The sequence below is a fragment of the Variovorax sp. M-6 genome (assembly GCF_052114385.1).
Classification (GTDB): Bacteria; Pseudomonadota; Gammaproteobacteria; order Burkholderiales; family Burkholderiaceae_C; genus Variovorax.
Map to the genome: position 1 here is coordinate 102,529 of NZ_JBFREQ010000012.1, position 26,532 is coordinate 129,060.

26 protein-coding genes and 2 pseudogenes are annotated in these 26,532 nt (G+C 67.6%); 5 read left to right on the top strand and 23 right to left on the bottom strand.

Annotation, left to right across the window (positions count from 1 at the left end):
• Nucleotides 1–952: 952 nt before the first annotated feature.
• On the top strand, nucleotides 953–5,506 hold the full coding sequence (locus tag AB4Z46_RS15875; protein ID WP_442284469.1) for an autotransporter outer membrane beta-barrel domain-containing protein: 4,554 nt from the start codon (nucleotides 953–955) through the stop codon (nucleotides 5,504–5,506).
• Nucleotides 5,507–5,540: 34 nt separating this feature from the next.
• On the opposite strand, the pseudogene AB4Z46_RS15880 reads toward AB4Z46_RS15875, so the two are convergent.
• Nucleotides 5,541–5,758: pseudogene (locus tag AB4Z46_RS15880) on the bottom strand (IS3 family transposase); the annotation flags it as partial.
• Between the two features lie 113 nt (nucleotides 5,759–5,871).
• Between AB4Z46_RS15880 and AB4Z46_RS15885 the strand changes: the two are divergent.
• Nucleotides 5,872–6,011: pseudogene (locus tag AB4Z46_RS15885) on the top strand (ISKra4 family transposase); the annotation flags it as partial.
• Here AB4Z46_RS15885 and AB4Z46_RS15890 read toward each other — a convergent pair.
• The gene (locus AB4Z46_RS15890) at nucleotides 6,000–6,359 is read right to left on the bottom strand and encodes a response regulator (protein WP_442284470.1); all 360 of its coding nucleotides are present in this window, start codon (nucleotides 6,357–6,359) and stop codon (nucleotides 6,000–6,002) included. The pseudogene AB4Z46_RS15885 and the gene AB4Z46_RS15890 overlap by 12 nt on opposite strands.
• Before the next feature lie 299 nt (nucleotides 6,360–6,658).
• Between AB4Z46_RS15890 and AB4Z46_RS15895 the strand changes: the two genes are divergently transcribed.
• The 3 genes from AB4Z46_RS15895 to AB4Z46_RS15905 all read left to right on the top strand — a co-directional run bounded on the left by AB4Z46_RS15895 (nucleotide 6,659) and on the right by AB4Z46_RS15905 (nucleotide 8,589).
• Nucleotides 6,659–7,213, top strand: a complete 555-nt coding sequence (locus tag AB4Z46_RS15895; protein WP_442284471.1) for a GAF domain-containing protein — start codon at nucleotides 6,659–6,661, stop codon at nucleotides 7,211–7,213.
• A 90-nt stretch (nucleotides 7,214–7,303) separates the two neighbouring features.
• Nucleotides 7,304–7,837: an H-NS family nucleoid-associated regulatory protein gene (locus AB4Z46_RS15900; protein ID WP_442284472.1), complete on the top strand. Its 534-nt coding sequence runs from the start codon at nucleotides 7,304–7,306 to the stop codon at nucleotides 7,835–7,837.
• Nucleotides 7,838–7,944: 107 nt separating this feature from the next.
• Nucleotides 7,945–8,589 (top strand): TniB family NTP-binding protein, encoded by a 645-nt coding sequence (locus AB4Z46_RS15905; RefSeq protein WP_442284473.1) that lies wholly within the window; start codon nucleotides 7,945–7,947, stop codon nucleotides 8,587–8,589.
• Between the two features lie 103 nt (nucleotides 8,590–8,692).
• Here the strand turns inward: AB4Z46_RS15905 and AB4Z46_RS15910 are convergent, their stop codons facing one another.
• The 21 genes from AB4Z46_RS15910 to AB4Z46_RS16010 all read right to left on the bottom strand — a co-directional run bounded on the left by AB4Z46_RS15910 (nucleotide 8,693) and on the right by AB4Z46_RS16010 (nucleotide 26,512).
• Entirely contained in the window at nucleotides 8,693–10,033 is a 1,341-nt protein-coding gene (locus AB4Z46_RS15910) for a sensor histidine kinase (protein ID WP_442284525.1), read from the bottom strand.
• Complete coding sequence (locus tag AB4Z46_RS15915; protein ID WP_442284474.1) at nucleotides 10,033–11,490, bottom strand: nickel-dependent hydrogenase large subunit; 1,458 nt, start codon at nucleotides 11,488–11,490, stop codon at nucleotides 10,033–10,035. The genes AB4Z46_RS15910 and AB4Z46_RS15915 overlap by 1 nt, the downstream gene beginning before the upstream one ends.
• A 9-nt stretch (nucleotides 11,491–11,499) precedes the next feature.
• Nucleotides 11,500–12,513, bottom strand: a complete 1,014-nt coding sequence (locus AB4Z46_RS15920; RefSeq protein WP_442284475.1) for a HupU protein — start codon at nucleotides 12,511–12,513, stop codon at nucleotides 11,500–11,502.
• A 4-nt stretch (nucleotides 12,514–12,517) separates the two neighbouring features.
• Entirely contained in the window at nucleotides 12,518–13,966 is a 1,449-nt protein-coding gene (locus tag AB4Z46_RS15925) for a sigma-54-dependent transcriptional regulator (RefSeq protein WP_442284476.1), read from the bottom strand.
• Nucleotides 13,963–15,723 carry an enoyl-CoA hydratase-related protein gene (locus tag AB4Z46_RS15930; protein ID WP_442284477.1) on the bottom strand — a complete coding sequence of 587 codons (1,761 nt, stop codon included), beginning with the start codon at nucleotides 15,721–15,723 and terminating at the stop codon, nucleotides 13,963–13,965. The genes AB4Z46_RS15925 and AB4Z46_RS15930 overlap by 4 nt, the downstream gene beginning before the upstream one ends.
• Before the next feature lies 1 nt (nucleotide 15,724).
• The gene (locus AB4Z46_RS15935; RefSeq protein ID WP_442284478.1) at nucleotides 15,725–15,946 is read right to left on the bottom strand and encodes a hypothetical protein; all 222 of its coding nucleotides are present in this window, start codon (nucleotides 15,944–15,946) and stop codon (nucleotides 15,725–15,727) included.
• Between the two features lie 73 nt (nucleotides 15,947–16,019).
• Nucleotides 16,020–17,069, bottom strand: a complete 1,050-nt coding sequence (gene hypE, locus AB4Z46_RS15940) for a hydrogenase expression/formation protein HypE (protein WP_442284479.1) — start codon at nucleotides 17,067–17,069, stop codon at nucleotides 16,020–16,022.
• Entirely contained in the window at nucleotides 17,066–18,220 is a 1,155-nt protein-coding gene (gene hypD / locus AB4Z46_RS15945; RefSeq protein WP_442284480.1) for a hydrogenase formation protein HypD, read from the bottom strand. Before hypD ends, hypE begins: the two co-directional genes overlap by 4 nt.
• The gene (locus tag AB4Z46_RS15950; protein WP_442284481.1) at nucleotides 18,217–18,462 is read right to left on the bottom strand and encodes a HypC/HybG/HupF family hydrogenase formation chaperone; all 246 of its coding nucleotides are present in this window, start codon (nucleotides 18,460–18,462) and stop codon (nucleotides 18,217–18,219) included. The genes hypD and AB4Z46_RS15950 overlap by 4 nt, the downstream gene beginning before the upstream one ends.
• Nucleotides 18,453–19,601, bottom strand: coding sequence for a Kae1-like domain-containing protein (locus AB4Z46_RS15955; protein ID WP_442284482.1), 1,149 nt, complete (start codon nucleotides 19,599–19,601; stop codon nucleotides 18,453–18,455). The genes AB4Z46_RS15950 and AB4Z46_RS15955 overlap by 10 nt, the downstream gene beginning before the upstream one ends.
• A 5-nt stretch (nucleotides 19,602–19,606) precedes the next feature.
• Nucleotides 19,607–20,482, bottom strand: a complete 876-nt coding sequence (gene hypB / locus AB4Z46_RS15960; RefSeq protein ID WP_442284483.1) for a hydrogenase nickel incorporation protein HypB — start codon at nucleotides 20,480–20,482, stop codon at nucleotides 19,607–19,609.
• A gap of 13 nt (nucleotides 20,483–20,495) precedes the next feature.
• Nucleotides 20,496–20,843 (bottom strand): hydrogenase maturation nickel metallochaperone HypA, encoded by a 348-nt coding sequence (gene hypA / locus AB4Z46_RS15965; protein WP_442284484.1) that lies wholly within the window; start codon nucleotides 20,841–20,843, stop codon nucleotides 20,496–20,498.
• Entirely contained in the window at nucleotides 20,836–21,975 is a 1,140-nt protein-coding gene (locus tag AB4Z46_RS15970; protein WP_442284485.1) for a hypothetical protein, read from the bottom strand. The genes hypA and AB4Z46_RS15970 overlap by 8 nt, the downstream gene beginning before the upstream one ends.
• Complete coding sequence (gene hybE / locus AB4Z46_RS15975) at nucleotides 21,972–22,529, bottom strand: [NiFe]-hydrogenase assembly chaperone HybE (protein ID WP_442284486.1); 558 nt, start codon at nucleotides 22,527–22,529, stop codon at nucleotides 21,972–21,974. Before hybE ends, AB4Z46_RS15970 begins: the two co-directional genes overlap by 4 nt.
• Nucleotides 22,526–22,768: a rubredoxin gene (locus AB4Z46_RS15980; RefSeq protein WP_442284487.1), complete on the bottom strand. Its 243-nt coding sequence runs from the start codon at nucleotides 22,766–22,768 to the stop codon at nucleotides 22,526–22,528. Before AB4Z46_RS15980 ends, hybE begins: the two co-directional genes overlap by 4 nt.
• Entirely contained in the window at nucleotides 22,765–23,631 is an 867-nt protein-coding gene (locus AB4Z46_RS15985; protein WP_442284488.1) for a hydrogenase expression/formation protein, read from the bottom strand. Before AB4Z46_RS15985 ends, AB4Z46_RS15980 begins: the two co-directional genes overlap by 4 nt.
• Nucleotides 23,632–23,641: 10 nt before the next feature.
• Nucleotides 23,642–24,145, bottom strand: coding sequence for a hydrogenase (locus AB4Z46_RS15990; protein ID WP_442284489.1), 504 nt, complete (start codon nucleotides 24,143–24,145; stop codon nucleotides 23,642–23,644).
• On the bottom strand, nucleotides 24,142–24,486 hold the full coding sequence (locus tag AB4Z46_RS15995; protein WP_442284490.1) for a HypC/HybG/HupF family hydrogenase formation chaperone: 345 nt from the start codon (nucleotides 24,484–24,486) through the stop codon (nucleotides 24,142–24,144). Before AB4Z46_RS15995 ends, AB4Z46_RS15990 begins: the two co-directional genes overlap by 4 nt.
• A gap of 7 nt (nucleotides 24,487–24,493) precedes the next feature.
• Nucleotides 24,494–25,129, bottom strand: a complete 636-nt coding sequence (locus AB4Z46_RS16000) for a HyaD/HybD family hydrogenase maturation endopeptidase (protein WP_442284491.1) — start codon at nucleotides 25,127–25,129, stop codon at nucleotides 24,494–24,496.
• A gap of 4 nt (nucleotides 25,130–25,133) precedes the next feature.
• Nucleotides 25,134–25,862, bottom strand: coding sequence for a Ni/Fe-hydrogenase, b-type cytochrome subunit (cybH, locus tag AB4Z46_RS16005; RefSeq protein ID WP_442284492.1), 729 nt, complete (start codon nucleotides 25,860–25,862; stop codon nucleotides 25,134–25,136).
• A 32-nt stretch (nucleotides 25,863–25,894) separates the two neighbouring features.
• Nucleotides 25,895–26,512 (bottom strand): HupE/UreJ family protein, encoded by a 618-nt coding sequence (locus AB4Z46_RS16010; RefSeq protein ID WP_442284493.1) that lies wholly within the window; start codon nucleotides 26,510–26,512, stop codon nucleotides 25,895–25,897.
• Nucleotides 26,513–26,532: the final 20 nt, after the last annotated feature.

Below are 26,532 nucleotides of genomic sequence, written 5' to 3' on the forward strand. Positions count from 1 at the left end.
CAACGACACGTTGGGCGCGAGCAGGCAGCAACAGACATGCGAACGACATTAGTTCAATTAACCCTGACGCTGCTATCGAGCCCGATAGACGTGCGGTCGTTGAACGCCGATTCGTTTGCTGGACTCTGTCGGCTAATAGCAGACTCAGATCAACTTTTTCCAGGAACCGATATCGCGATGCTCAGATGAGCAGAGTGCTGAACGCCAAGCTCAAATCCATGCGACTCGCGGTTCAGAACGAATCGGCTGCGAGGTTGATGCTTGGTGGGCACAAGTGCGCATTGCGACAACCAGCCTGAAGACCAAGGCTAGACCGATGTGTTTGGCAATGTGTTGGGCGACAGCATCGCGGCGGCCAACGGGCAGAAGGGCATCCCCGGGACGGTGAGCGAAAGCGAGCGGGAGATCGTCAAGGGATTCTTTGCTGGTGATCCGGGTGATGGCGCTGCCTGTAAACGGGCCCGTCAGAAACATCGAAGGCAGGTCTCGCGAGACGGAAAAACGTCGCTTCCAACGTCGGATGATCGCTTTCCAGGACAGTGTCTACTGCCCTTTAGGGAAGGCACTCGCACGCCTTTTTGCCCATATGCTCGGTCCCAGATTGACGGTGGGTCGAAGTGGGAAATCGAGCTCGTCCCTATCTCCCCATTGTCGCATTTGCTTCTGGCGCACTCCGCACTCCGCGCTGGCTGCTCGGCTACTTTCATGCGGCATTGGTCAAGATCGAATTCCAGCCAGCGCGACGCATTTGCGAGAGTGCTCTAAATGCAGGAGACTTTGAATGCGACGTCGCAGAGCGTGTGAAGTTCGATCCGTCGAGCGCGAGGGAGCGGGGCCCGAGGTGGCGCGCGGAAGGCGCAAGTCGACCTTGATGCTTGGCATCATCGGCGCGGTCATGGCCGCTCAAAGCTCAAGGCCGGCATATGCCGCATGCGCCGCTGGGAGCATCTGCGTGACTCAAACCACCGACGCCGGCAACCCGGCGGTGCTGGGAAGTTTCAGTTGGGCCATCGCCCAAGCCAATCTCGGGGGCAATCGAACGATCAGCTTCGATACAGCAGCGTTCGCCAGTGCCACGAATACGTTGACCTTGACGGGAACCACGATCAGCACGCCGCGTCTGAGCGTCGGAGCAACGATCGACGGCAGCAGCGTTCCTGGTCTGAAGATCAACGGCAGCAACCAACGCGAGATCCTTTTCATCCGACCGGACAACGCGGCGGCGCCGATCAGTGTTGCGATCCAGAACGTGACACTGGCCAACGGCCGGGCGCAAGGTGGCGTTGGCGGGGGCGGCGGTTATGGAGCCGGCGGCGGCATGGGAGCGGGCGGCGCCATCTACGTGGGACAGGGTGTCGCGCTCACCGTGCAGGACGTCAACTTCCAGAGCAACACCGCGCGCGGGGGGGCTGGAGGAGGCAACAACAGCAGCTTTGGTGGATCAGGAGGCGGTGGCCTGAACGGGGGCAATGGCAGCGGCCCGACCAATGGGGGGATCAATGGGGGGGGCGGTGGCGGCATGGGTCAACCTCAGAATTTTGGCAATTCGGGCACCGGCCCTGCTGGCGGTGCCGCCGGGACGTCCACCACGGCCGCCGGCAACGGCGGCCCGTATTCAGGAGGCGGTGGAGCGAGAGGATCGGGTGGTGCGCCGCCCAAGGGAGGCTCCGGTGGCTTTGGCGGCGGCGGAGGCGGCGGAGGTGCCGGTTCATTTCCGCTGGATCGGTCGAACCCGCGCGGCGGAGCAGGCGGCTTTGGCGGTGGCGGCGGCGGAGGCGGCAATGTCGCCAGCTCGGGGGCTTACACGCCAGGCGGTGCGGGCGGATTCGGCGGTGGAGCCGGAGGTGGTTTTGGTGTGCCTGGCTCTGCGGGCACCGGCGCCCCAGCCATTCCCGGCTTCGGTGGTGGCCAAACTGGATTTTCCTTCGATGGCGGAGGCGGCGCCGGCTTTGGCGGTGCCATCTTCGTTGAAAACGGTGGCTCGGTGACACTGGCAGGTAACGGCCTTGTGAGGAGTGGATCGGCCAGCGGAGGCGCTGGCCCGGGTGCCGCCGGCATAGGCCTGGGTCTGGGAAGCGGCTTCTATCTTCACGGCACCTCCGCATTGAACGTGCTTACTGGTGCCGGGCAGACACAGACGATCAACGACGTGATCGCCAGCGATGGCTTTAACCTGCCCGCAACCCCGGCGAACGCCGATCCAGCTGGCGATGGAACTGACCGCGGCGTCATCCATACGGGCGCAGGTGCACTGGTGTTGCGCGGTGCAAACAGCTTTGCGGGCGGCACCACAGTGCATGGCGGTACCGTCAACGCGGCCGCAGACAACAACCTCGGCCACGCAAGTGGTCATGTCACACTTGACGCCGGTACTCTGCAATGGGGCGCGAACTTCGATACGGCACGCGGCGTCACCGTAACCAGCGCCAATGGCATCGTCGACACGCAGGCGTTCAACACCACGCTCAGCGGCGTGGTCGACGGCGCGGGCGCGTTGGTCAAGCGGGGAACTGGCGTTCTGACCCTTGCTGGAACCAACGCCCACGCCGGCGGCACGTTCGTCTACGGCGGTACGGTCTCGATATCGCAGGATGTCAATCTGGGTGCCGCCGCCGGCGGCCTCGAGTTCAACTCCGGCACGCTGCGGACAACGGCTTCGATTTCAATGAATCGCGCCGTTGCATTCAATGGGGCTGGCACCTTTGAGACACCGGCGGGCGTGACCCTGACGAATGCGGGCGATGGAACCGGGCCTGGCGGCTTGATCAAGACGGGCGTCGGGGTCCTCACGCTGACAGGCGACAACAGCCATACCGGCGGCACGACGATCATCGCCGGCACCCTGCAGGTCGGCAATGGCGGTACCACGGGCAGCCTGCTCGGAGATATTGTCGACAACGCCGCGTTGGTGCTCAACCGCGCCAACACGCTGACGCTGGCTGGTGCGATCAGCGGCACTGGTCAGCTCGTTCAAGCAGGCCCGGGTACGGCGGTGCTGAGCGGGAACGGCAGCTACTCGGGCGGGACCACGATTTCGGGGGGCATTCTGAAATTGGGCGACGGCGGCACCAGCGGCAGCATCGTTGGAGACGTGGCCAACAACGCTGCGCTCGCCTTCAACCGGTCAGATGTTTCGGTTTTTTCTGGGGTGATCTCGGGCAGCGGCACAGTCTCTCAGATCGGCTCGGGTACTACCGTACTGAGCGGCATCAATACCTACGGTGGCGGCACGACCATCAGTGGCGGTACGCTGCAGCTGGGCAATGCAGGGACGACGGGATCGATCGTGGGCAGCGTCACCAACAACGGCACGCTGGCGTTCAGCCGCTCGAACGACGTCACCTTCGGCGGCGTGATCAGCGGGATCGGCACTGTCACCAAGCTCGGCGCCAACACGCTGACGCTGACCGGCGACAGCACCTACGGCGGCGGCACGACCATCGCTGCGGGTACCCTCCAACTGGGCAACGCGGGGACGACGGGAGCGATCGTCGGCAACGTGACCAACAACGGCACGCTGGCGTTCAACCGCTCGGACGACGTCGCCTTCGGCGGCGTGATCAGCGGGACCGGTACCGTCACCAAGCTCAATAACGCCACGCTGACGCTGACGGGCGCCAACTCCTACGGCGGCGGTACGGCGCTCAAGGGCGGCCAGGTCACGGTGGGTCACAACACCGCCCTGGGCAGCGGGCCCCTGGCCATGGACGAAGGAACCACGCTGGGATTTGCGACCAATGGCTTGAACCTGGCCAACGCCGTGGTGCTCACCGGCACCCATGATCCGATCGTTGATACCGGCGCCTTCACTGAAACGCTCTCGGGTGTCATCTCCGGCGGTGGGGCGCTCACCAAGAACGGCACCGGCACGCTGGTGCTCTCGGGTGCCAACACCTACACGGGTGCCACCACGGTGGCCGCAGGCACCTTGCGCGCTGGCGCGGTCAACACACTCAGCGCCGCCTCGGCCCACACGGTAGCGACAGGGGCTACCCTGGACACCAGTGGCCTCAACCAGCGCGTGGCGGCACTGACCAACATTGGAACGGTCAGCCTGGTCAGCGCCGCAGCGGGCAGCACGCTCACGACCAGTGGAGCCTATGTGGGCAATGCCGGCCTCCTGAGGCTGGGCACCGCCCTCGCCGGTAGCGCCAGCGTGAGCGACAGGCTCGTGCTCGACGGAGCCGGGGCGAGTGCGAGCGGAAGCACGACGATCCAGATCACCAACATCGCAGGCCTCGGCGCGCTCACCACGGGCAATGGCATCGAGGTGGTGGGCGGGCGCAATGGAGCGACCACCACCGCGCAGACGACCAAGAGCGCCTTCAGCCTCGCCGGTGGCCATGTGGACGCGGGTGCCTTCGAGTACCGCCTCTATGCGGCCGACCTGCTTGGAGCGGGGGAGAACTGGTACCTGCGCTCGACCGGGCCGTCCATCCTGCCGATACCGCCGATCCAACCCACGCCTCCGGCGCAGTCGGTGCAGCCCGAGCAGCCGCTGCCGGTTCCGCCCGTTCAAGTGCCCACCTATCGCGCCGAGGTGCCGCTGCTGGCGAGTTTGCCGGCCCAGTTGCGGCAATCCGACCTGGCGATGCTGAGCAACCTGCATCGTCGCATGGGCGACGAGACCCCGGTGACACTTGGCACCAGCGTCGCAGCGGACGCCCCCGCGGACGCGAGCACCCGCCGGGCCTGGGGACGCGTGGTGTATGCAGACATGGGCCTCGAACAGCCAGGCATCGCCCAGACGCGCAGCGACGGTCACGTGAGCGGTCTGCAGGCCGGCACAGACCTGTGGACCAACCCGCAGTGGCGCGCCGGTGTCTATGTGGGCTATCTGGACGGCAGCGCCGACGTCATGGGCAATGCGCGGGGGCTCACTGCTCGGGTGGGCAGCAACGATCTGCGTTCGAGGTTCCTGGGTGCCTACGCGACCTGGATGGATGACAGCGGCTGGTACGTGGATAGCGTGCTGCAGGGGGCAAGCCAGCGCTACGACGTCAAGCCGGACATCAACCCGAAGGTCTCGGGCAAGGCCAGCAGCTTCACGGCCTCGGTGGAGGCAGGCAAGGCCTATTCACTCAACGAGCGCTGGAGCATCGAGCCGCAGGCACAGCTGGCGTACCAGCACAGCAGCTTCGACGACCTGTTCCTCGGTGGCGCGCGGGTGCGCCAAGACGCGGATGGCGGCTGGATTGGACGGTTGGGCGTGCGCTTGAAGGGCGATCTCGCCACGGGCGCCGGAAGGCTGCAGCCCTATGGGCGCCTGAATCTCTACTACGCCAGCTTCGGTGATGATGCGGCCACCTTCATCGGCCCGGCCGGGGCGACCGTCATTGCGAGCGGGGGCGGCTACAGCGCCGGAGAAGTGGCAGCGGGCGCGACCTTGGCGCTGACTCCAGCGACGAGCCTCTACGGGGAAGTCGGGCATCTGTGGAGCATCGGCGGCGACGCGACGGTGAAGTCGTCGGTGCAGGCGTCGATCGGCATCAAGGTACGTTGGTAGGTCCTCGCAACGAATCCTGCTGCCCCGCATGGGACACCGACCCCCGGCTGATGCCCCGCAACAGGGCCTGACGCTTGATCGTCAGTTCGGCATCACGGTCGATCATCGCTTTTCGCCCAGCAATCCTGCCTTGGTGAGCGCACCCTCCAAAGAATCGTTCTCCAGCGCCAACTCCCCGATCTTGGCGTGCAGCGCTTTCAAGTCCACCGGTGGGGTCTCGGGCGCCGAGGCGCTCCCGAAAACGCCCGCGGCGCGCTCGCGTGCTACTGCCTTCGGTGAAGGCCAAGCGGGAAGAGGCTTTCGTCGAGGAATCATGGAAAGGGAGCGGTCGGTTCGACGAGGACCACCGCTTGAGATAGCTGACCGGTCGGCGCGTCTCATCGGCCTCGACCGAGTCGGTGATGAACCACCTGTTCAACGACGGCTGTCAAAGCGTCAACAGATGTGCTGGCCAATGAAGGGAGCGCACTGCTTGCTGCAGAAACGGGTCGAACTACTGAACGGCTTCCCCTGAATCGACCGCCTGGCGCGGCAGGAGTGCGCGCAGTGACGCTGCAAGCTGGGAAGCACAGGTGGCTTTGTCGACGTACACGTCCGCCCCCTGTGCAAGGCACTCCGCCTCCATGTCCTCGGCGGGAGTGGCTGAGTAGATGGCCAGGCGGGCCACGCTGTAGTTGCGCTTCACTTCGATCACGCCTGAGCATCCATTGGTGTCGGGAAGGTTCAGGTCGAGGCACACCAGCGTCGGAGGACCATGCTTGCTGACGGCTCGCGTCGAGCCGAGAGAGTCTGTCCACTTCGACGATATTGGCCGCCGGCCGCAGGCGGGGAAGAACCATGGACACGGCGTCACGGATTAAAGGATGGTCGTCGATGACGTAGATACTCATGGCTGCTGCCGGGATGCGCCTGGCACGTTGTTACTCAGAAGCCCATAACTTCTCATGGGAATTCCCAAACGCCCCGGTTAGGCCTTCAAAGGCGTGGGGCTTGCGCGACGTTTCTCGCGGTCGCGGCCGCAGATCCCAGTTGCCTTCACGTCCACGATGGCGAAATCACAACTTTCGATGGCGGTTCCGTGACTTCTGGAGTGCTTTTCACCTGAAGCTCGTGAGGCGTCGCTCTACTATGGCCTGCTGGAGGAACACATATTTGGACGCAGAGTTAGATAGGGTGGCGGGCTTCCCTGACAGCATCGTTGCCGTTACGGCCGACGCCGATCGATTGGGTGCAATTTCTCTTGTTGAACGTTCGATCGGAGGGCTACTGAGGGTCGTGCGCGAGCAGCTTGATCTCGAAGTCGTGTTCCTGGGAGAGTTTGTGAAGGGCAGGAGGGTATTCAGACACGTTGCTGCGAAAGAACCGGAGGCGGCAATCAAGGTTGGAGAATGGAATCTTCTTGACGAAACCGTGTGCAAGCGGATCGTCGATGGGCGCATGCCGAAGGTGCTTGAAAGCGTGGCGAGAGTTCGCGAGCAGTATGGTTTGCCCCCGATCTTCGATTCCATGGGAGCGCACATTGGCGTGCCGGTACGCTTCACCGACGGCACTCTGTACGGCGTTCTTTGCGGCTTCAGTTCCCAGGCGCACCAGCATCTGAACGAGCGCGACGTGAAACGTCTCGAAATGGCGGCGGCATCCGCAGCGCGGCTGCTCGCGCAAGCAGCGGGCCACGACGTGAGTCGATCAATTCCACCATGGCGTTGAGGTCACTTCGAGTAGTTCGGATGACCTAATTGGGGATCTACGCAATTGGGATTAAGCTACGCCCCCAAATTCAATGCCCGGATTTCACTCATGACTCAGACCTATTCCCAGCTACAGAAGAAGATCGAAAAGCTCCAGAAGGAGGCCGATGTTCTTCGTCAGAAGGAACTGGGCGGCGTGGTCGCTCGCATCAAGGTGGCGATCGAACACTACGGCTTGACCGCGGACCAGCTCGGTCTGGCCAGCGCTCCCGTCCGTGGAGCGGCTTCGAGCAAGTCCAAATCTCTCGGCAAGGCTGCAGCGGGCGCCAAGTACAGCAACGGCAATGGGCAGGTCTGGTCCGGGCGTGGTCCTCGTCCGCGCTGGCTGCGCGACGCGATCGCCGGCGGCGCTTCGCTCGAATCGTTCCTCGCCGCGCCAGGTGCGGCCGCCAAGCTGATCCCGAAACCCGCTGCTCCTGCGAAGGGCAAGCCAGCGAAGGCCGCCAAGACCTCAAAGCGCAAACCGTCGACGGTGCTGTATCAGGATGGCGCTGGCAACTCGTGGACTGGTCGCGGTCCACGGCCGCGCTGGATCAAGGAACTGCTCGCCCGCGGGAAGACGCTGGAAGAGCTGCTGGGCTGAGTCCAAGGGGCGCGGTGGCCCCTCCCGGATGAGTCGTCGGGCGTTCTGGCTCAGACGATCATCAGAAGCGATGCAGCCATTGCCGGGATCACGGTGAAGGTGATCACGTGCATCGCCCAGTTCGACCTCCCCGGCTTTGCTTCATCGTTCGCAAGTTCCAGCGCGAACATCCTACGACATTCGACGATGTCCGTGGGGTTGAGCTCCGCAAGATCGTGGCGATGCAGATGCCGGCGACGCCCGAGCAGCACCGGTTCTACAGCGCTCTCTTGTTTGAACTCGGCGCCCCTCACAATACAAGTGCTGGCTTGTCGACGCTGGAGCGTTTGGCGCGTGACCTGCTTCGTCGGATCGCCCCGAGGATGTTGGTCGTGGACGAGGTGCATCATCTGCTGGAAGGCAGCTACCGTGAACAACGCGCATCGCTCAACCTGCTGAAGTATCTCGCGAACGATCTGCGCCTGAGCATTGTGTTGGTCGGCACGGACGATGCGCCGATTGCCTTGCAAACCGATGCACAAATGAGTAGTCGTTTCACTGCGTTCGAAGTTCCACGCTGGCGTGAGAACGACGAGTTCCGGCGTTTTCTTGCCGCCTTCGGCAAATTGCTTCCCTTGCGCAAGGCCTCGGAGCTGACCGAACGGGAGGTGGTGCAGTTCATACTGGCCGCCAGTGCGGGGCTTACAGGGGAGGTGGTGCGCATACTCAATGAAGCGGCCGAACTTGCCATCCGAGACTCGACGGAGAGCTGAGCGGCCAGAGACTGACTGACCTTGCTGAGCTCTGCGGCGTTACCGCGACAGAACCCGCAAGGTCGCCCATTCGAGCTCTCCTTCGCAAAGGGACTACGAGGCGCTATTTCGCGGCAGGCAGCTCGATAGTGAACTCCGCGCCGCCTTCCGGATGATTGCGAACGCTCAACGTTCCGCCGTGCTGTTCGATGATCCCGTAGCTGATGGACAGGCCGAGACCGGTGCCCTTGCCTACCGGCTTGGTGGTGAAGAACGGATCGAAGATGCGGGAAAGCAGCTCCGGCGCGATGCCAGGTCCGTTGTCGCGCACGGTCAGCACGTTGCCCCTTGACCCGGTCCGGGCCTGGATCCGCAGATGCGGCGGGCGCGGCGGCTGGGCCGTGCTGGCCGCATCCACGGCGTTCTGGATCAGGTTCATCACGACCTGCTGCAGTTGTCCGAGGCTTCCTTCGACCACACACGGAGAGATCGGCTGCCAGTCGACTTGCAGCGGTCGCGATGAGCCTTTGGACACCCAGAGAATGGCGCGTTCCGCCACTTCGTTGAGGTCCACCCGTTTCCGCTCTTCCGGATCCATCGCTGAAAACCGCTTCAAGCCGTTCACGATGGCCGCAGTGCGCTGCGCACCCTCCAGCGTGCCCTCAATCAGGGACGGCAGGTCGTCGAGCAGATGCTCGATGCGCAACTGGGTACGCAGCTTCAGGAGGGTGTGCTGATCCTGCCCGGCGTGCACGGCTGTCATGTAGGTTCGCAGCCTTGCGCTGTAGCGTCGCAGTGCGTGCACGTTGCCSAGCACRAAGCTGATCGGRTTGTTGAGTTCGTGCGCAACGCCCGCGACAAGCCTGCCCAGCGACGCCATCTTTTCCGARTGCAGAAGTTGTTGCTGGGTCTGCTTCAGCGCGTCGTGTGCTGAACGCAGCTCCTGGTAGGCGCGGCGTAGCTCGGCCGTCGGTCGGGCGACGAACACCGTGCCGACGCGACGGCCCGAAGGCGTGACACGCGGCGTGCAGTTTGCGTCAACCGGCACGCTGCTTCCATCGGCAGCCGACAGATTCAGCTCGATGGTCTCGCCGCGGCGCGTGGGGCTGGAGTTCACCAGCACCGCCTGGGCCCGTGCAATGCTGTCGGCGTCCGCCAGCAAGGCCAGCAGGGAGGTACCGCGCAGTTCGATGTCGCTGCGGCCGACCAGTTCGCAGAGCGCCGCGTTCGTCTCCTCGATCTCGCCATTTTCGGTACAGACCAGCAGCACATCCGACATGGCGGACAGGATGCTGAAGATGAACTGCTGCGATTGCTCGAGTTCGTCGTTCTTTTTTTCGAGCTCGATCTCGTCATGCACCAGTTGCGAGTAGACCTCGTCCATCTTCTGGATCACGTCGAGCCAGGTGGCATCGTCCACGCCTTGCGGCGCTGCCTTCGGGCGTTCGATACGGCGCGGCGGCATCAGTGGACGGTGCAGACCATGCACGGGTCGAAGGAGCGGACGATGTGCTGCACCGACACGGGCGTCGTCTCGCCTTCGCGCACCGGGGCACCTTCGAGCGCGCTTTCGAGCGCGCCGGGTGTGCCGGCGGCATCCCGTGGCGAGAAGTTCCAAGTCGTGGGTGCGACGATCTGGTAGTTCTCGATGCGGCCGCGCCGGGCCACGATCCAGTGCCCCAGGCTGCCGCGTGCCGCTTCGCTCAGGCCGATGCCGGTGCCCTCGTCGGGCACGGCATCGCTGGCGCAGTAGGGCTCGCCGGGCTGCAGCGCCAGCAGCCACTGCTCCATCAGGGGCACCACCCGCGCGAGTTCGAGCAGGCGTGCCAGGACCCGGGTGAACACGGTGCCGCCATGGCGGCCCACCATCTCGCCCACGAGCGGATGCCCGGCGGCAAGCTGGCGCGCGATCGCGCCAGTTTCCACCACCTGGCCGCCGAGCCGGGGCGCCTTGTTCCAGGTGTAGGCGCCCGGCTTGTCGCCATCGGGCACCGTCAGCCCGTCTCCGGGATGGCGCGGGCCTCCATCGTCCGCGAGCCATGCGTGCGTGGCGTCTTCCCGGATGCTGCGCTCATCGAGCGCACCGAGCTTGCCGTCGTCGGCATGCCAGACGCCGCGCGGGAACGTGAACGCACCGTCGGGCTGGGGGTAGGCGCCGTAGCTCAGGTAGCGGCCCGGGCCGCTGCCCAGGCCCATCAGGCCAGTATCGCGCGCGATGGCCAGGAACATCCTGAAATCGCCCTGCAGGGGGGCCCGGTCATCCCAGGCCCAAAGCGCGTCGGCGCTGGCGAGGGACAGCACCTGCTCCAGCGGCGCCGCGAACAACTGCTGCTCGAGGAAGCGCCGGAACTCGCGGATACGCGCCAGCAGGCGCGTGCGCTCGGCGCCATCGACCGCGCGCGTGGAACCACCGGGCTCGATGCTTTGCGTATGCGGCCACTTGCCGGCCAGCAGGCCGAGCATCGTGAACCAGCGCTGCCGCGCCGCGATGGCCTGACGCGCCTGCTCGCCGGTGGTCGGGTCGAACCGACGCAGGGCCTCGGCATGCCACGTTCGCCCGGCATACACGGCTCGCGTGAAGTCGGGCATGAAGAACAGGTAGAAATGCGTCAGGTGGTCGGCCAGGTTCTCGGTGGCGAGGATCACGTTGGTCACGTGCTGGCCGTTCGGCGGCATCCGCAGGCCGCCCATGTCCGCGAGAGCGCGGGCCGAGGCGACTGACTGTGACACCGAGCAGATACCGCAGATCCGGGGCACATAGACCAGTGCGTCGTGCGGCCGCTTTCCCTGCAGGATCTGCTCGAAGCCTCGGTACATCGGCGAGTTCACGCGCGCGGACGACACGCGGCCATCCTCGATGTCGAGGGAGACCTCGAGGTCTCCCTCGACGCGATTGAAAGGGCCGACGAGCAGGCGTGTCATGGCGGCAGGCTAGCGCAGGCGCGTCTTGCGCACCGCGGGCGCCACCTTGAGGTGGTCCGCGGTGGCGTTGGTCTTCACGCGTTTGGGCGTGGCCGATTTTGACAGCGACGCCAGCGCGACGAACCAGGCCTTGGGCATGTCGGTGGGCAGGCCAATGGGAATGCCGGCGATCTTGGGCGTTTCGTGGAAGGGATGGCCGGGCTCCTGGAAGCCCGGCTCGGTGCAGGCGATGCAGGCATAGCCGCCGCGGGTGCAGGAGCCTTCCCCGTTCCAGAGCCGTGTGTTGCAGTCGGCATGCACCTGGGTGCCCTTGCAGCCCATGTGCTCCATCATGCAGCCGAGGTCGGACGGCTTCTCGGCGCTGGCCTTGAACTCGTAGTACTCGTTGCGGGTGCAGCCGTGGTGCACCAGCTGGTCGGCATAGAAGCGGGGCCGGTTCAAGGGGTCCAGGTCGGCGGCGGAAAACTGTCCGGCGGCGAGCGCCATGAGGCTGTCGATCACCCACCCCGGATGGGTCGGGCAGCCTGCCACGTTGATGACCGGCAGGCCGCTGGCGCAGCGGAATGCCGCGCCGAGCAGGCCGCCGGGGCGATCCTCGTCGTACTGCAGGCCGCAGGCATCGGTCGGATTGTTCCCGCCTGCGGTGATGCCGCCCCAGGCCGCGCAACTGCCGATCGCCACGACCTGCCGTGCCGTCGCAGCCAGCCGGCGGACCCAGTCGATCATCGGGATGCCGGTGCCGGCGAGGACATGGAAGCGGCCGGTGTTGTTCGGGCCACGCAGCAACGATCCTTCGATGCACAGCGCGTCGACACGCAGGCGGCCATCGATGGCGCGTTCGAGCAGGTCGATCAGCTCGGTGCCGCTTTCGAGCGACAGCGACGGATGCCACAGCAGGTTGATGCCGGCATCGCGCAGTTGGCCGTGGAAGTCCGCCGTGTCGGCGCAAAGAAGCGACATGCTGCAGCCGCCGCAGCCACCCGACTGCAGCCACAAGACGTTGAAGTTCGGCATCGTGTCCATCGGCTCAACCCTCCAGCCCGAAGCGGGCCATCTTGCCACGCAGCCCGACCCGGGAGAGTCCCAGTTCCTTGGCCACGCGCGTCTTGTTCCAGCGGTGCCGCAGCAGCGTCTCGCGCAGCACCATGGCCTCGATCGCATCGAGGCGTTCGGCCAGCGTGCCGCTGGCAGGCAATGACGGTGACTGGGCCGTGGCCGTGCGCCCGGCCTGGCCCTGCAGGACACGCGACGAGAACGCGGTGCCGTCGATCAGATCGTCGGCACTGAGCGCTACAGCGCGCGAGATCTCGTTGCGCAGCTCGCGAATGTTGCCGGGCCAGGGGTAGGCCATGAGGCAGGCCATTGCCTCGTCCGAGAGCGCGGCGCCTGGACGCCCCAGCGCCACGCCGACCTCGCTCACCAGCCGCCGAGCGATCGGCCCGATGTCGCCACCGCGCTCGCGCAGCGGCGGGACCGTGATCGTCACGCAGGCGACGCGGTAGAACAGGTCCTCGCGGAAGTGCCCTTCGTGCACCCGCTGTTCGAGGTTGCGGTGGGTCGCCGCGATCACGCGCACGTCGACCGGCACGGTGCGCGGCGAGCCCACGGGTCGCACCTCGCCCTCCTGCAGCACGCGCAGTAGGCGTAGCTGGAACGCCGCCGAGGTTTCGCCGATCTCGTCGAGGAAGACGGTGCCGCCGTTGGCGCGCTGGAACAGACCGACGTGGTCATCGAACGCGCCGGTGAAAGCGCCTCGCTTGTGGCCGAACAGCTCCGACTCGAGCAGCGTATCGGGAATCGCGGCGCAGTTTTCGACCACGAACGGGCCGGCTGCGCGCGGGCTGGCATAGTGCACCGCGCGCGCCAGCAGCTCCTTGCCGGAGCCCGACTCGCCCAGCACCAGCAGGCTGAGGTCGTAGCGTGCCACACGTGCCGCCAGCTCGCACACCGCATCGAGCGGACTGCCGTCCGCGCGCTCGATGCGGTCGAAGTCGAAGGCGTTGCGCGCCCGCTCCAGCTTGGTGGCGGCCCGACGCCGCAGCACCGGCGTGCTGGTGCGCAGCTCCAGGTCGAGCCGGTTCATGTCGCGCTGGAGCGTCTGGGCTTCCGCCGCCTCGCGCACCGTGCTCAGCAGGTGGTCGGGGACCCACGGCTTGAGCAGGTACTGGTAGATGCCCGCGTCGTTGATGCCCGCGATGATGTCCTCGGAATCGGTATAGCCCGAGATCACGATGCGCACCGTGTCGGGCCAGCGCTCGCGCACTTCCTTCAGGAAGGTGACGCCGGTCTCGCCGGGCATGCGCTGGTCGCACAGGATCACGCTGACCGGCTGGCGCTCGAGCTGCTGGCGGGCCTGGTCTGCATCGTCGGCCGTCAGCACGGTGAACTCCTCGTCGAGCGTGCGGCGGATCGCGTCCTGAGAGCGCACCTCGTCATCGACGACCAGAACGGTCGGCATCGACGCCACGGGCATCATTCGGCGCTCGCGGCTTTCAGGCCGTCGCGGTGCCGGGCCAGGTGCCGGGGCGTCCATGCCATCGGCAGCTTGTGGACGAAGTGGTACCGCGCGATGTGAAAGCTCGGGTCGAAGCCGTAGAAATTGCGATGCATGCGTGAAAGCTCAAGGCGGCGGTAGTCGGCGAGAGGGCGCTTTTCCTCGTCATTGGCGCGCCGACGTCCCTTCGCGGTAATTCGATCGTCGATATTGTGCGCTGCGGCCAGTGCTATGGCCTCGGTGATTGCCAGCGCTTCGAAATCCGGCGCCGCTACACCCATGCACCGGTCGATGAGTCCGATCGACAGGGCTTGGGGCGCACCCATCGGCAGGCGGCCGGCCATCAGCGCGACCGCGCCCTCGGCGCCGAGGCGGCGCGGCAGCAGATAGGTCCAGTACTCCGAGCCGTACAGGTTGCCCATGTTCTTGTAGTGCGGGTTCAGCACCACCCCGCGGTGTGCCCAGACCTCGTCGGCCGCGAGCGCCAGAAAAGCCCCGCCGGCACCGGCGTTGCCGCGCAGCAGCGCGATTGTCAGCCGGTCGGTGGTGCGGATGACGGCTTCGGCAAGGTCGTCCATCGCCTCGATGTTGCGCATCGACTCGTCTGCGGCGCTGTCGCCCTCGCGGTGCGCCGCCGCCTCGATGCAGTTCAGGTGGATGCCGTTGCTGAAGAAGTCGGCGCCGCCCAGCAGCATCAGCACGCGGGTGTCGCGGCTGGTGGCGTCGCGCCAGGCGGTGAGCAGGCGGTGGCATTGCGCGGTCGACATCGCGCCGTTGTAGAACTCGAAGGACAGGCAGCCGACGCGTGCGCCCGGCGCGCCGAGTTCACGGTAGCGAATCTCGCCCCACTCGTCGCTCGCCCGCTCCAGCGGCACGGGCAGCGCAGGCAGCGCCTCGAAGGCGGCGCCGAAGGCGAGCTCGCACGGCAGCTTGAAAGCCTTGCCGCCGCAGGCCGCGGCAAGGCTCGCGTGGCCGATCCAGACCGCACCATCGGTCGTGCGGCGCAGCACGGCGCCGTCGCGGCGTCCGATCAAAGCGCCGGGCGGTGAAGTGGCAAAGGCATGCGAGGTGGCCGCGTGCGCATCGAACAGGTGGCAGGGCTGGCCGAAGAGCTCGTCGTGCACGCCGGGCTGGCCATCGGCGCTGCGGATCTTTGCGAGCACGGTGGCCGTCGTGTCGCCCGACCAATCGATGCGCCGCTCGGCCTGGCGCAGCGGGCTGCGCCAGATCGAAGCCCTTTGCGGCTCTGGCCGTCCGCCGCAGGTGCCGCCGGCCGCGAATTGCGTCACGCTGCGCAGCACCGCATCGACCGCCGCCGCGGTCACTTCGCACCGGTACAGGCTGCCCTTCGCGGCGGCCCGCATCGCAAAGCCGGCGTGGGCCCACACCGGGCCGGCATCGAAGGCCTCGTTCGCCTGCAGCACGGTCACGCCCCAGTCCGCGTGGCCTTCGCGCACCGCCCAATCGAGCGCCGCGGGGCCGCGGTCGCCAACCGGCCCGGGGTGCACGATCAGGCAGGGTTGGCGCTGCCATACCGACGCCGGGATCAGCCGCTTCAGGAACGGCGCGATCACCAGTGCGGGGCGGAACAGCTCGATCGCCTCTTCGGTGACGCGATCGGCGATGTCGAGCTCGACCGAGACTTCGTGGCCCAGCGCGCGCAGCTCGCAGAACAAGCGCTGGCTCAGGCTGTTGAAGCTGTGGCACAGCAGCAGGATGCGCAGCGGCGCGTGCGTCATCTCAGCCTTTCAGGCCGGCCAGGACCTGCGCGGCACCCGCCTTGCCGAGGTAGAGGGCAAGCCGGACCTCGATCTTGCCGAGCGCGGCGTTGTAGGCCGTGGCGTGGGTGGCCGCCAGCAGGGTTGCGGCGACGATCGGCACATCGGGGCCGAAGTGCGGGGCCAGGCGGACGAGCGCTTCGCGCTTCAGCGGTTCGAGGCGCTCGCTCGGCCATCGCCGCACGACAAGCGTCGAACTTGATGAAGATGCGCGTGGGCGTCTCGTCGTCCATCTGGGTTGGCGCCAGCATGGCCTCTCAACAGATGCGCGGCAGCTGCTCGCCGCTCAGCCAATCGACGACACGGCGGCCGCCGAAGCTCGTCTCCATCTGCACGAAGCGGTGCGGGTCCTCGGTGACGCTGCCGATGCGCACCGCCTTCGAGCCCAGCGGGTGTGCGCGCATCGCGGCCAGCACCGCGGCGGCCGCGTCGGGCGCGCAGATGGCGATCAACTTGCCTTCGTTCGCGATGTAGAGCGGATCGAGCCCGAGCAGTTCGCAGGCCGCCTCGACCTGCGGCCGCACCGGAATCGCCGCCTCGTCGAGCAGCATGCCCACGTTCGACTGGTGCGCGATCTCGTTCAGCGTCGTCGCGAGGCCACCGCGGGTCGGGTCGCGCAGCACGCGCACGCCGTTCGAGGCCGCGAGCATCGCCGCCACCAACCCGTGCAGCGCCGCACTGTCGGATTCGATCGTGGTCTCGAAGTCGAGCGATTCTCGCTTCGAGAGTACCGCCACGCCGTGCTCGCCGATCGAGCCCGAGAGCAGCACCACGTCGCCGGGGCGCGCGTTCGCGCCCGAGATGCGAACCCCGGCCGCGACCACGCCAATGCCGGTGGTGCTGATGAATACGCCGTCGCCCTTGCCCTGCTCGACGACCTTGGTGTCGCCGGTGACCACCGGCACGCCGGCCGCGCGCGAGGCCGCCGCCATCGACTCGACGATGCGCTTCAGGTCAACGAGCGGGAAGCCTTCTTCGAGGATGAAGCTCGCCGCGAGGTACAGCGGCGTCGCGCCGCACATCGCCACGTCGTTGATCGTGCCGTGCACCGAGAGCGAGCCGACATCGCCGCCGGGAAAGAACAGCGGCGAGACGACGTGGCCGTCGGTTGCCATCACGAGCTTGGCGCCGACGGGAATCGCCAGAGCCGCGCCGTCGTCGCCCTGGCGCAGGTACTCGTTGTCGAACGCGGCGACAAACAACTCCTCGATCAGTTGCGCGGCCGCCCGGCCGCCGGCGCCGTGACCCATGTCGACGCGGCCGTGGCGGATGTCGAGCGGACGAACGTAATCCTTCTTCGTGCTCACCCCGCCACCTCCACTTCGACCTTGATCGCGATGTCCTTGAAGCGCCCATACGAGTAGTGCGCCGCGCACGCGCCTTCGGACGAGACCATGCACGATCCGACGGGGTTCTCCGGCGTGCAGACCGTGCCGAAGATCTTGCAGTCGGTCGGCCTCTTCACGCCGCGCAGGATCGCGCCGCATTCGCAGGCCTTGTTGTCAGGCACCGGCCGATAGCCCAGGCCGAAGCGGCGTTCGGCATCGAACTCGGCATACGCCGGGCGGATCTTCAGCGCGCTGTACGGCACCTCGCCGAGGCCGCGCCACTCGAAGCTGCTGCGCAACTCGAACACCTGCGAGACCAGCGCCTGCGCGTGCAGGTTGCCGTCGCGATTCACCGCGCGGGTGAACTCGTTTTCGACCTCAGTGCGGCCCTCGTTGACCTGGCGCACCAGCATCAGCACCGCCTGCATCACGTCGAGCGGTTCGAAGCCGGCGATCACGACCGGCTTGCGATACTCCTGCGCGAAATGCTCGTACGGCGCCGAGCCGATGACGATGCTCACATGTGCCGGCCCGACGAAGCCGTCGATCGGCACGGTGCCGAACTGTCGCACCTCGGGCGATTCGAGGATGTGCGTGATCGCCGAGGGCGTGAGCACATGGCAGCACAGCACGCTGAAGTTCTTCAGCGCCTCTTGCTGAGCGGTTCGGATCGTCAGCGCGGTCGGCGGTGTCGTGGTCTCGAAGCCGATCGCGAAGAACACGACCTCGCGCTCCGGCTCGCGGCGCGCGATTTCGAGTGCGTCGGCGCCCGAATAGACCATGCGGATGTCGCCGCCGCGCGCCTTGGCGCGCACCAGCGAGAGGCCGTCGGAAGCTGGCACGCGCATCGCATCGCCGTAGGTGCAGACGATTGCGCCGCGGTCGAGCGCGAGCTGGATCGCCAAGTCGATGCGGCCGATCGGCAGCACGCACACCGGGCAGCCGGGGCCGTGGATCATGCGCACGTTCGCGGGCAGCAGTTCGCTGATGCCGTAGCGTGAGATCGCGTGCGTGTGGCCGCCGCAGAACTCCATGAAGCTGTACTGGCGTTCCGGCAGCGCCTCGGCGCGCAGACGGGTGGCGATCTTTTTTGCAATTGCCCCGTCGCGGAACTCGTCGATGTATTTCATGGCAGGGTCGCTCCGTTCTCGGCATCGAGTTGTGCGAGCGCGCCGAACATCGCCAGCGTACGCTCGGCCTCCTCGGGGTCGATCTGGCCGATCGCGTGGCCTACGTGCACGATCACGTAGTCGCCGACTACCGCGTCGGGCACTAGCGCGACCGAGATCTCCTTGCGGATGCCGCCGAGCTCGACCAGAGCCAGCGCGCCCGGTCGCAGCTCGATCAATTGGGTGGGAATGGCTAGGCACATGGCATGGCTTTTCGAGGGGTGGGGAAGGTTCGGGCGCGCAGGCTGTGGGCGGCGACCCAGGCCTGGCCCAGCGCGAGGGCCGCGTCGCCGCAACCTGAATGACTGGCCGACAGCACGCGAAGGCCGTGCGCCTGGAGCCCTTGCGTCACATGGGTGCGCAGGATCGCGTTGAAGAAGCAGCCGCCGCCGAGGCAGACGGTGCCGCACCCGGCCTGGCGTGCCGCGGCCGAGGCCCAGCCGGCCAGGCCCTGCGCCAGCGACAGGTGGAACCAGGCCGCGGCCTCGTCGGCGTTGCGTTGCGGCGCGGGCCAGGCGAGCAGTCGCTCGAGTAGCGGGCGCGGATCGAGCAGCCGCAGGTCGCCGGCGTCCGGCCAGGTGGCAGTCGCTTTGATCGCGTGCCCGGCCAGCCAGCGTGCGGCCGCCGCCTCGAGCGCCATCGCGGCCTCGGCTTCGTGGGCCTGCCGCACGCTCAGGCCCAGCGCGCCGGCCGCCGCGTCGAACCAGCGACCGGTGCTGCTCGTGGGCGGGCAATTCAACCCGGCGGCGAGCATGCGCTGCACGCCGCCGGCCAGGGCAGGCCCGACGGTCGGCGAGAAGCGGTCGGCGATCCGGTCGCCGGCACCGAGCGCGTGCAGGGCCGACGCCGCCATACGCCAGGGTTCGCGTGCCGCGACATCGCCGCCGGGCAGCGCCAGCGGCCACAGGCTGCCCAGGCGGTCCCAGCCGTTCACGTCGACCCGCAACAGTTCGCCGCCCCAGGCCGTGCCGTCGGTGCCGAATCCGAGGCCGTCGAGGGCGAGGCCAATGACCGGCTCGTCCAGGTCGTGTTCGGCGATCACGGCCGCGATGTGTGCGTGGTGGTGTTGCACGGCGATCGCCGGCACGCCCCACTCGTGCGCCAGGGCGATGGCGATGCGCGTGCTGAAGAAGTCGGGATGCAGGTCATGTGCCAGCGCGGCCACCGGCGCACGCGCGTCACGTGCGAGCGCCCGCAGCGAGGCCTCCAGTTGACGGCATGCCGTCGGGTCCTGCAGGTCCCCGTGCAGCGCAGACCAGCGCACCTGGCGATGCTCGAGCAGGCATGCGGTGTTCTTGAGCCATGCGCCGCTGGCGAGCACGGCGGGAAGCGGCTGTTGCATCGGCTTCAGGCGCCGACCGGGCCGGTGTCGTCGTCGGCTCCGGCGAGCCAGTCGAGCCAGGCACCCATGCCTTCGCCGCTGGTGGCCGACAACTGGATCACTTCGATGCCCGGATTGACGCGGCGCGCGCCTTCGATGCAGCGTGCAACGTCGAAGCGCAGGTGCGGCAGCAGGTCGATCTTGGTAAGCACCATCAGCCGGGCGGCCGCGAACATGTCCGGATACTTGAGCGGCTTGTCTTCGCCCTCCGTGACCGACAGCAGGACCACCTTGGCGGCCTCGCCGAGGTCCCACAGGGCCGGGCAGACGAGGTTGCCGACGTTCTCGATGAACAGCAGGCTTCGGTCGCCTGGGTGCGCGGGGTCGTGCGCGTGGCTGTGCAACTGCGCGAAGGCATGCGCGACCATCGGTGCGTCCAGGTGGCAGCCCTTGCCGGTGTTTACTTGGACCGCCGGCACGCCGGTCGCGCGGATGCGCTCGGCGTCGAAACTCGTCTGCTGGTCTCCTTCGATGACCGAGATATCCATCCCGGCGTGGCGCGCCCGCAGTGCGTCGATGGTGGCGCACAGCAGGGTGGTCTTGCCCGATCCAGGGCTGGACAGCAGATTCAGCGCGTTCACGCCGTGCGCGGCGAAGTGGCTGCGGTTGCGCGCGGCGATGCGGTTGTTCTCGCCGAGGATGTCGGCTTCCAGGCGGATCGTGCGCTCCTGGCTCAGGCCAGGCACCGAGACGCGGGCCGCGCCCGCACCGAAATGCAGGTCGCCGTGGGAAGAATGAACGTGTCCGTGTCCGTGTCCGTGTCCGTGATCGTGTCCGTGATCGTGGCTGTGATCATGGCCGTGTTCGTGTTCAGTTTCAGCGCATCCGCAAACGACACACATGGTGGGGGTCTCCTTATAGATCTTCGACTTGCAGCTCGAGCACGCGTAGCTCGGTGCCGCCCGTGGCCTGAAGCTGATGGCTGCGGCAGCGCGGGCAGGCATCGCCGCGCCGCTGGATCTCCACGCTGGCGCCACAGGGCATGCACCATGCGGTGCCGGGCGGCTCGTGGATGTCGATCGACGCGCCCTCGAGGCAGGTTCGGGGTGCGATCGCCTCCAGCGCGAAACGCAGGGCACGCGTCTCCACGCCGCAGAGCTGTCCGGCCTCCAGCCGCAGGGCGGTGACGCGCCGGAATCCCTCCCGGCGCGCCGCGTCTTCGACGAGTTTCAGGATGCCGCCGGCCAGGCTGGCTTCATGCATGGTGGTACTCCGTGGTCGCTGCATGCACTTCGACCGCGAAGCGCACGCACGGATCGTACGCGGCCATCAGGATACGCACCGACGCCTGCGCTTCGCTGCCCTCTGCGGGCATGCGCTCGAGTGCATGCGCCACGGCGCCGTGCGCATGAAAGTTCCAGTCTGTCGGCGCCACGACTTCGTAGCCGGCCACGCGCCGGTCACCGGGCGGTCCTTCGACGCGTGCGCGATGGAGCAGCAGGCCGCGCGCCATTTCGACCCATGCCAGCCCTTCGCCGGGACCGGTCTGCAACGCGCCCGTGGCGAGCCACGCCGCGCCGCTGCGTCCTGGCGCGTCCGGCAGCGAAAGGCGTGCCAGGTCGGCGATGCGTGCGCCGAGCCGTTCCCATGCGTTCGCGGGCGGGTCGGCGCGCGGGTCGTGCAGCCGGGTCCAGCTTCCGGTCTCGGCGCATTGGCCGCGCCAGGTGGGCGCAGTCGCGTCGAACGTGGTGCCCATGCCGGCTGCGAGTGCATGCAGGTCCGCCGGGCTGGCGTGCGGACGCAGCGGCGCCGCAGGCAGCAACGAGTCGACCGCCAGCGGGGCGCAGGCGCGCAGCAATGCGGGCAGCCAACCGTGCTTGCGCTCGCACCATCGTGCGAGCCAGCTGGCAGGTTCCTGTTCCCACAGGTCCAGCCAGGCGCGCGGCGAGCTGCCCAGCAGATGCGTGAGCCAGGCGGTGCGATCGACATCGCCGTGCGACCGCGCCGCGCCGGCCAGCCACGGACAGCCCTGCAGCGCATTGCGATTGCCGTCGGCCGATGCCTGCACTGCGCCTGGCGCGCACAATTCGACCGGCCAGTCGAGGCCGATGCGCAGCGCGTGATCGCGCGCGGTCTCCCATCGCAGCGCATCCAGCTGCGCCACCGATGCGGATGCTTCCTGCCCTTGCGCCGCCGCCAGCGCCAGCGTGCCGCACAAGGCGTGGGCGTGGCCACACAGGGTGAACAGGCTCGCCAGCAGGCGCGGCGCCGCGGTCGCGGGTTGACCCGTCAGCAACAGGCCGGCGAGTGCGCGACGGTTGCTGGTGAGGGTGTGCGGGCGCCGCAGCCCCGGCCGCACCCGCAGCATGCCCCCAAGAGTCTGGGCCGTACTCACGGCGCGTGTTCCCGCATGCCAGCGCGCCCGAGCAGAAAGGCGCGCCGTGCCGGCGTCGCCAAGGCGGAGTCCGAGCGTGCGTCAGGCAGTGCGTCGACGCGCCGGCGCAGCTGCGCCAGCAGCGCCGAGGCGGTGGCGATCGCGTCGGCCTGCGTTGCGAACTCGAACATGGGCGAGAACATCGAGCAGGCTTCGAACGATCCGAGGCCGTCTTCGTGCGCGCCCGTGAAGGCGAACTGCTCATGCCCGATGTTGCGCACGCGCGTCGCGCCGATCAGTGCCGGCGTATCGCGTCGCGCGAGCGGCAGCCACACCAGGTTCATGAACCAGGGTGTGACCAGGATGCCGGTCGCGTCCCGGGGCGCCGGCCGGTGCTGCTCGTCATCGCGCGGGCGTGCCGGTTCGAGCCCGAAGCCGACCGCTTCCACCTGCAACGCGGTGTTCATGACGGGCAAGCCGGCCATGCGCGAGCGCGAGATGCCGGCGAACACTGCTTCGAGCGCCCGCGTCCGCAGCGTCAACTCGGCGTCTCCAGTGCCACCGGCGTCGGTCATGGCGGGCTCGCGTCGTCGAGGACCATGAACTGGTCGGCATCGCCGTCGCATTGCGGGCAGCGCCAGTAGGGCGGCAGCGCGGTGAATGCGGTGCCGGGGGCGATCTGCCAGATTTCGTCGCCGAGCGCCGGGTCGTACACCCACCAGCAGATCTTGCATTCGAGCCGCGCCAAGGCGCCCAGCTTCGCGCGGTCGCCGAGATAGCTGCCCTCGAACCGTGCGGGGCTGGTGGCAGTCATGCGCTCTCGAGCCACTGCAGCACCTCCGCCAGCCGCTCGTGCGAGTCCTCCAGGTCCTCGCGCGCGGCCTGGGCGACTTCGGGCAGGTCGCCAACCTCGACCGTGTTCAGGATCACCACGTCCTGCGAGTTGTAGTAGACGACGCGCCAGCAGTTCGGCATTCGCGTGTTCGTGATGCGGCAGTTGCCATAGCCGCGCGACAGGATGAGCACGCGGCCGGTGCCCAGGTGATGGTCGAGGAATCCGATGTCCTCCACCGACATCGGCAGCAGCGTGAGGTTGATGACTTGCGCGGGGCGGCCCGGCACCCAGGCGCGCCAATGGTCCTCGATCTCGGCCAGCAGGGCCGGCGCGTTCTGCACGTTGGGCGGCAACGCACCCGACCAGCGCGGCACGACGGGCGCCACGTCTTCGCGCGCAACGTCTTTCAGCGCATCGGGAATGGCGCCGAGTTCGATGCAGTCGGTCGCGACCACGCCGTCGACCGATCCGATCACGCGCCAGACGCCGGCGAAGACCGACTCCTGGGCGCGCAGCTCGCGCTGCGGCGTGCCCTCGTGCCGCACCAGGGCGCTGACCTCGCCCTCGCCGAGCACCTGGTTGACGAGGGCAAGGTCGCCCCGTGCGAGACCGTCGAGCGCGATGCGGCGGTTGCCGCCTTCGCGGCAGACCACGGCCAGTTGCGCGAGCGAGTCGCGCAGCGCAGCGTGCGCCGGCTGATGGGCTGCGATTTCCCCGGGTTCCGGCAGCACGGGTGCGCGAAAGGTTTCCATGCCCTGCGGCATCGCCATATAAGCGAGCTCCTCCTCCTCGGGCTGGGAGCCGGGGCCGATGGTGCGCACGGGAATCGGGAAGTCTTTCATCGTGCGGTCCTCAGTGGCAGGAGGCGGCCGCGCCGCTGGCGCTCACCAGCGGGATGCCGATCGTCGGTGCGCGCGTCACCGGACTCGCCAATGCGCTCTCGACCCGCTGGAGGAACACGTCCCAGTCGTGCATGCCCGACACTGTGCCGACGTAGCCGCCGTCGCGCAGGAACAGCAGCGTGGGCCAGCGCTGCGAGCCGAATCGGCGCGCGACCTTTTCCTCCAGGTCGCGCGGCACCACAGCCACGGCAAAGCGGCCCGGGAAGCTGCGTTGCAACTCGGGCAGCACGGCCGCCACGTCCTGGCCCTCGGGAAAGCGCACAGGGTCGCCGGCGAACAGCACGACCCGGTCACCGCCCAGGGCAGACCAGGCGTCGAGGCTTTGGTCGTCGACCCAGGTCGCGCCGAAGTCGTCGACCAGGCGGGCAATGAGGGCCGAGCCCTCGCGCCGGGGCTCCGGCGGCTGGACCGGCAGATTGACGAGCGTTTCGCTGCCGGTGATTTCGGGTGTCATGGAAGGCTTTCGGTGGGTTCGGTGGCAAGGCGCGGCGGCTGCTGGCCGCACAGCGCGAGGAGGTCTTGCGTGCTGGCGCTGGAAGGAAGGTCGAACGCAGCCGGAGCTCCGCTCGCGGCACCGGCCTGCGCTGCCGCAAGCAGGTCGAGCGTGGCGTCGATCTCGCTGGCGCGCCGCGCGTCGATGTGCTCGCGGACGCTGTCGAGAAAAACGAGTACCCAGTCTCCGACCGCCGGTTGCGTCACCAGCGCGGTCCGGACGCGTCGCTGCTCGCCCCGTCCGGCGCAGAGGGCGTGTCCCGGCTCGACGGCGACGACCTGCATGGGGATGCCGATGCACATGGCGCGCTCAGGCTGCCTGCCGCGCGGGCGCCGGCAGGAAGCGTTCGTCGCCGCGGCGGCAGGCTGCGTCCTCGGCCGGCCGTCCGGCCTCGTAGCGCCCGAGGTCGAGCTGGCGGAAGGTGACGGCGTCGGCGCCGGCCAGCGGCTGCCTGCGCGGTTGCGGCGCGGCACCCCAGCGCCGCAGTGCGTCGACGCCGAGCGCGAGCGCATCCTCCATCGCCTGTTTCACGCTCGGGCGCAGGCTGCCGCCGTAGTCGTCCAGTTCCTCGGGCTGGCAGCCGACGAGCAGCACGCGCTGTGGATAGCGCTCAGTGAGTTGCGCCAGCATGAGCACTTCCTGGAATCCGGTCTGGTGCAGGCTCATCTTCTTGGCGCCCATGAAGCGAGGCACTTCGTCGTCCTCGATCAGCTTGAGCGTGCCGGGTGGCAGGCCGTAGTCGATAGCGTCGAAGATTAGCAGGCGGCTGGCCTGCTGGACGTGCTGGATCAGGTAGAGGCCTTGCGTGCCGCCATCTATCAGCGCGACATGCGGTGCGAACTCGTAGCGCTGCTGCAGGGCTTCGACACAACGCACGCCGAAACCCTCGTCGGCCCACAGCACGTTGCCGATGCCGAGCACGCAAATTGATTCATCCGGCGACATGTGCTCAGTCCTTGAACGTGCGATGGCCGGAGATCATCGTGCTGACCACGCTGGAGCGGCCCATGATGTCCTCCCGGATCGCGGCGTACACATGCAGGATCACGAACACGATCAGCCCCCACATGCCGAGGTGGTGCCAAGTGTGCACGTCCTGCGACTGCCCGAACAGCGGGATGACCCAGCCGAACAACCGGTCCTGCCAAGAGCCGCGCTGGGCGCCTTCCGCATACAGCGCGAAGCCGGTGACGATCATGAAGACGCACAGCAGGAGGAAACCGTAAAACATCGCGAAGCGCGCCAGCGGGTTGTGGCCCACGTAGCGCCCTGGTCGCGCGCTGACGAAAGCGTACCACTTCACCATGCCCCAGATCTCCTGCCAGTAGATGCGCTGGAAGATCGGCACCCAGAACAGCTCGCGCGCGTGGTCGTTGCCGACGACTGCCCAGTAGATGCGCCCGAGCAGCCCGACCGCGAGCAGGTAGCCGGCGGCGAAATGCGCAAAGCGGATGTAGCCCATCAGGAAGTTCGCGCTGGCCTCGCCAGGCTGGGTCGGCAGCGGCGAGCCGATGAAATAGCCGGTGATGGCCAGCACCGTGATTGCGAGCGCGTTGATCCAGTGCCAGATGCGCACCGGTGCCTCGTACACATAGACCGACTTGATCGACTGGCCGTGCGCCACGGCGCTGTCCTCGCCGCTGCGGGGCGGCGCGACAGGGGATGAGGTCGTATTCATGGCTTGGTCCCGGGATGGTGTGCGCGCTGGCCTCAGAGGCGCGCCGCGAGCATCAGCAGCCCGCTGCCGCCGATCAATGCGGTCGCCGTGCGCCAGGCCCAGGCCGGCAGCCGTTGCAGCGCGGCGCCGGCCCCCAGGCCCACGGCGTGCAGCAGCGTCGAGGCCAGCATGAAGCCGGCTGCGTAGGCCATGAACGAATGGCCGCCGGTCAGCTCACCGCCGTGCGCATGGCCATGCAGCAGCCCGACGAACGCGACCAGCGCGAGGCCGGCCATCGGCGCGATGCGCCGGGCGCCCAGCATCAACGCTGCGAGCGCGACCACGCTCAGCGCGATGCCCGCCTCGACCCCCGGCAAACCGATGCCGCGAATGGCCAGCACGGCGCCCAGCAGCAGCGTCGTGAGGAATACCGCCGGACCTGCGGCGCGCCAGGCCTTCGGCAGCGCGACCGCCGACCACATCCCCACCGCGACCATGGCGAGCAGATGATCGTATCCGCCGAGCGGGTGTGCCAGCCCGGCGGCGAAGCCTTCGGTGCCGTGGCCGGGATGGGCCTGCGCCGCCGAGGCCGCCGCGAGCGCGACGGCCGCGGCCAGGGCCTTGGCCACCGACACCCGAGCGCGGGTGCTGCGTGCTGTCTGAATCTTCATGTGCTTGTCTCCGTTCCTTG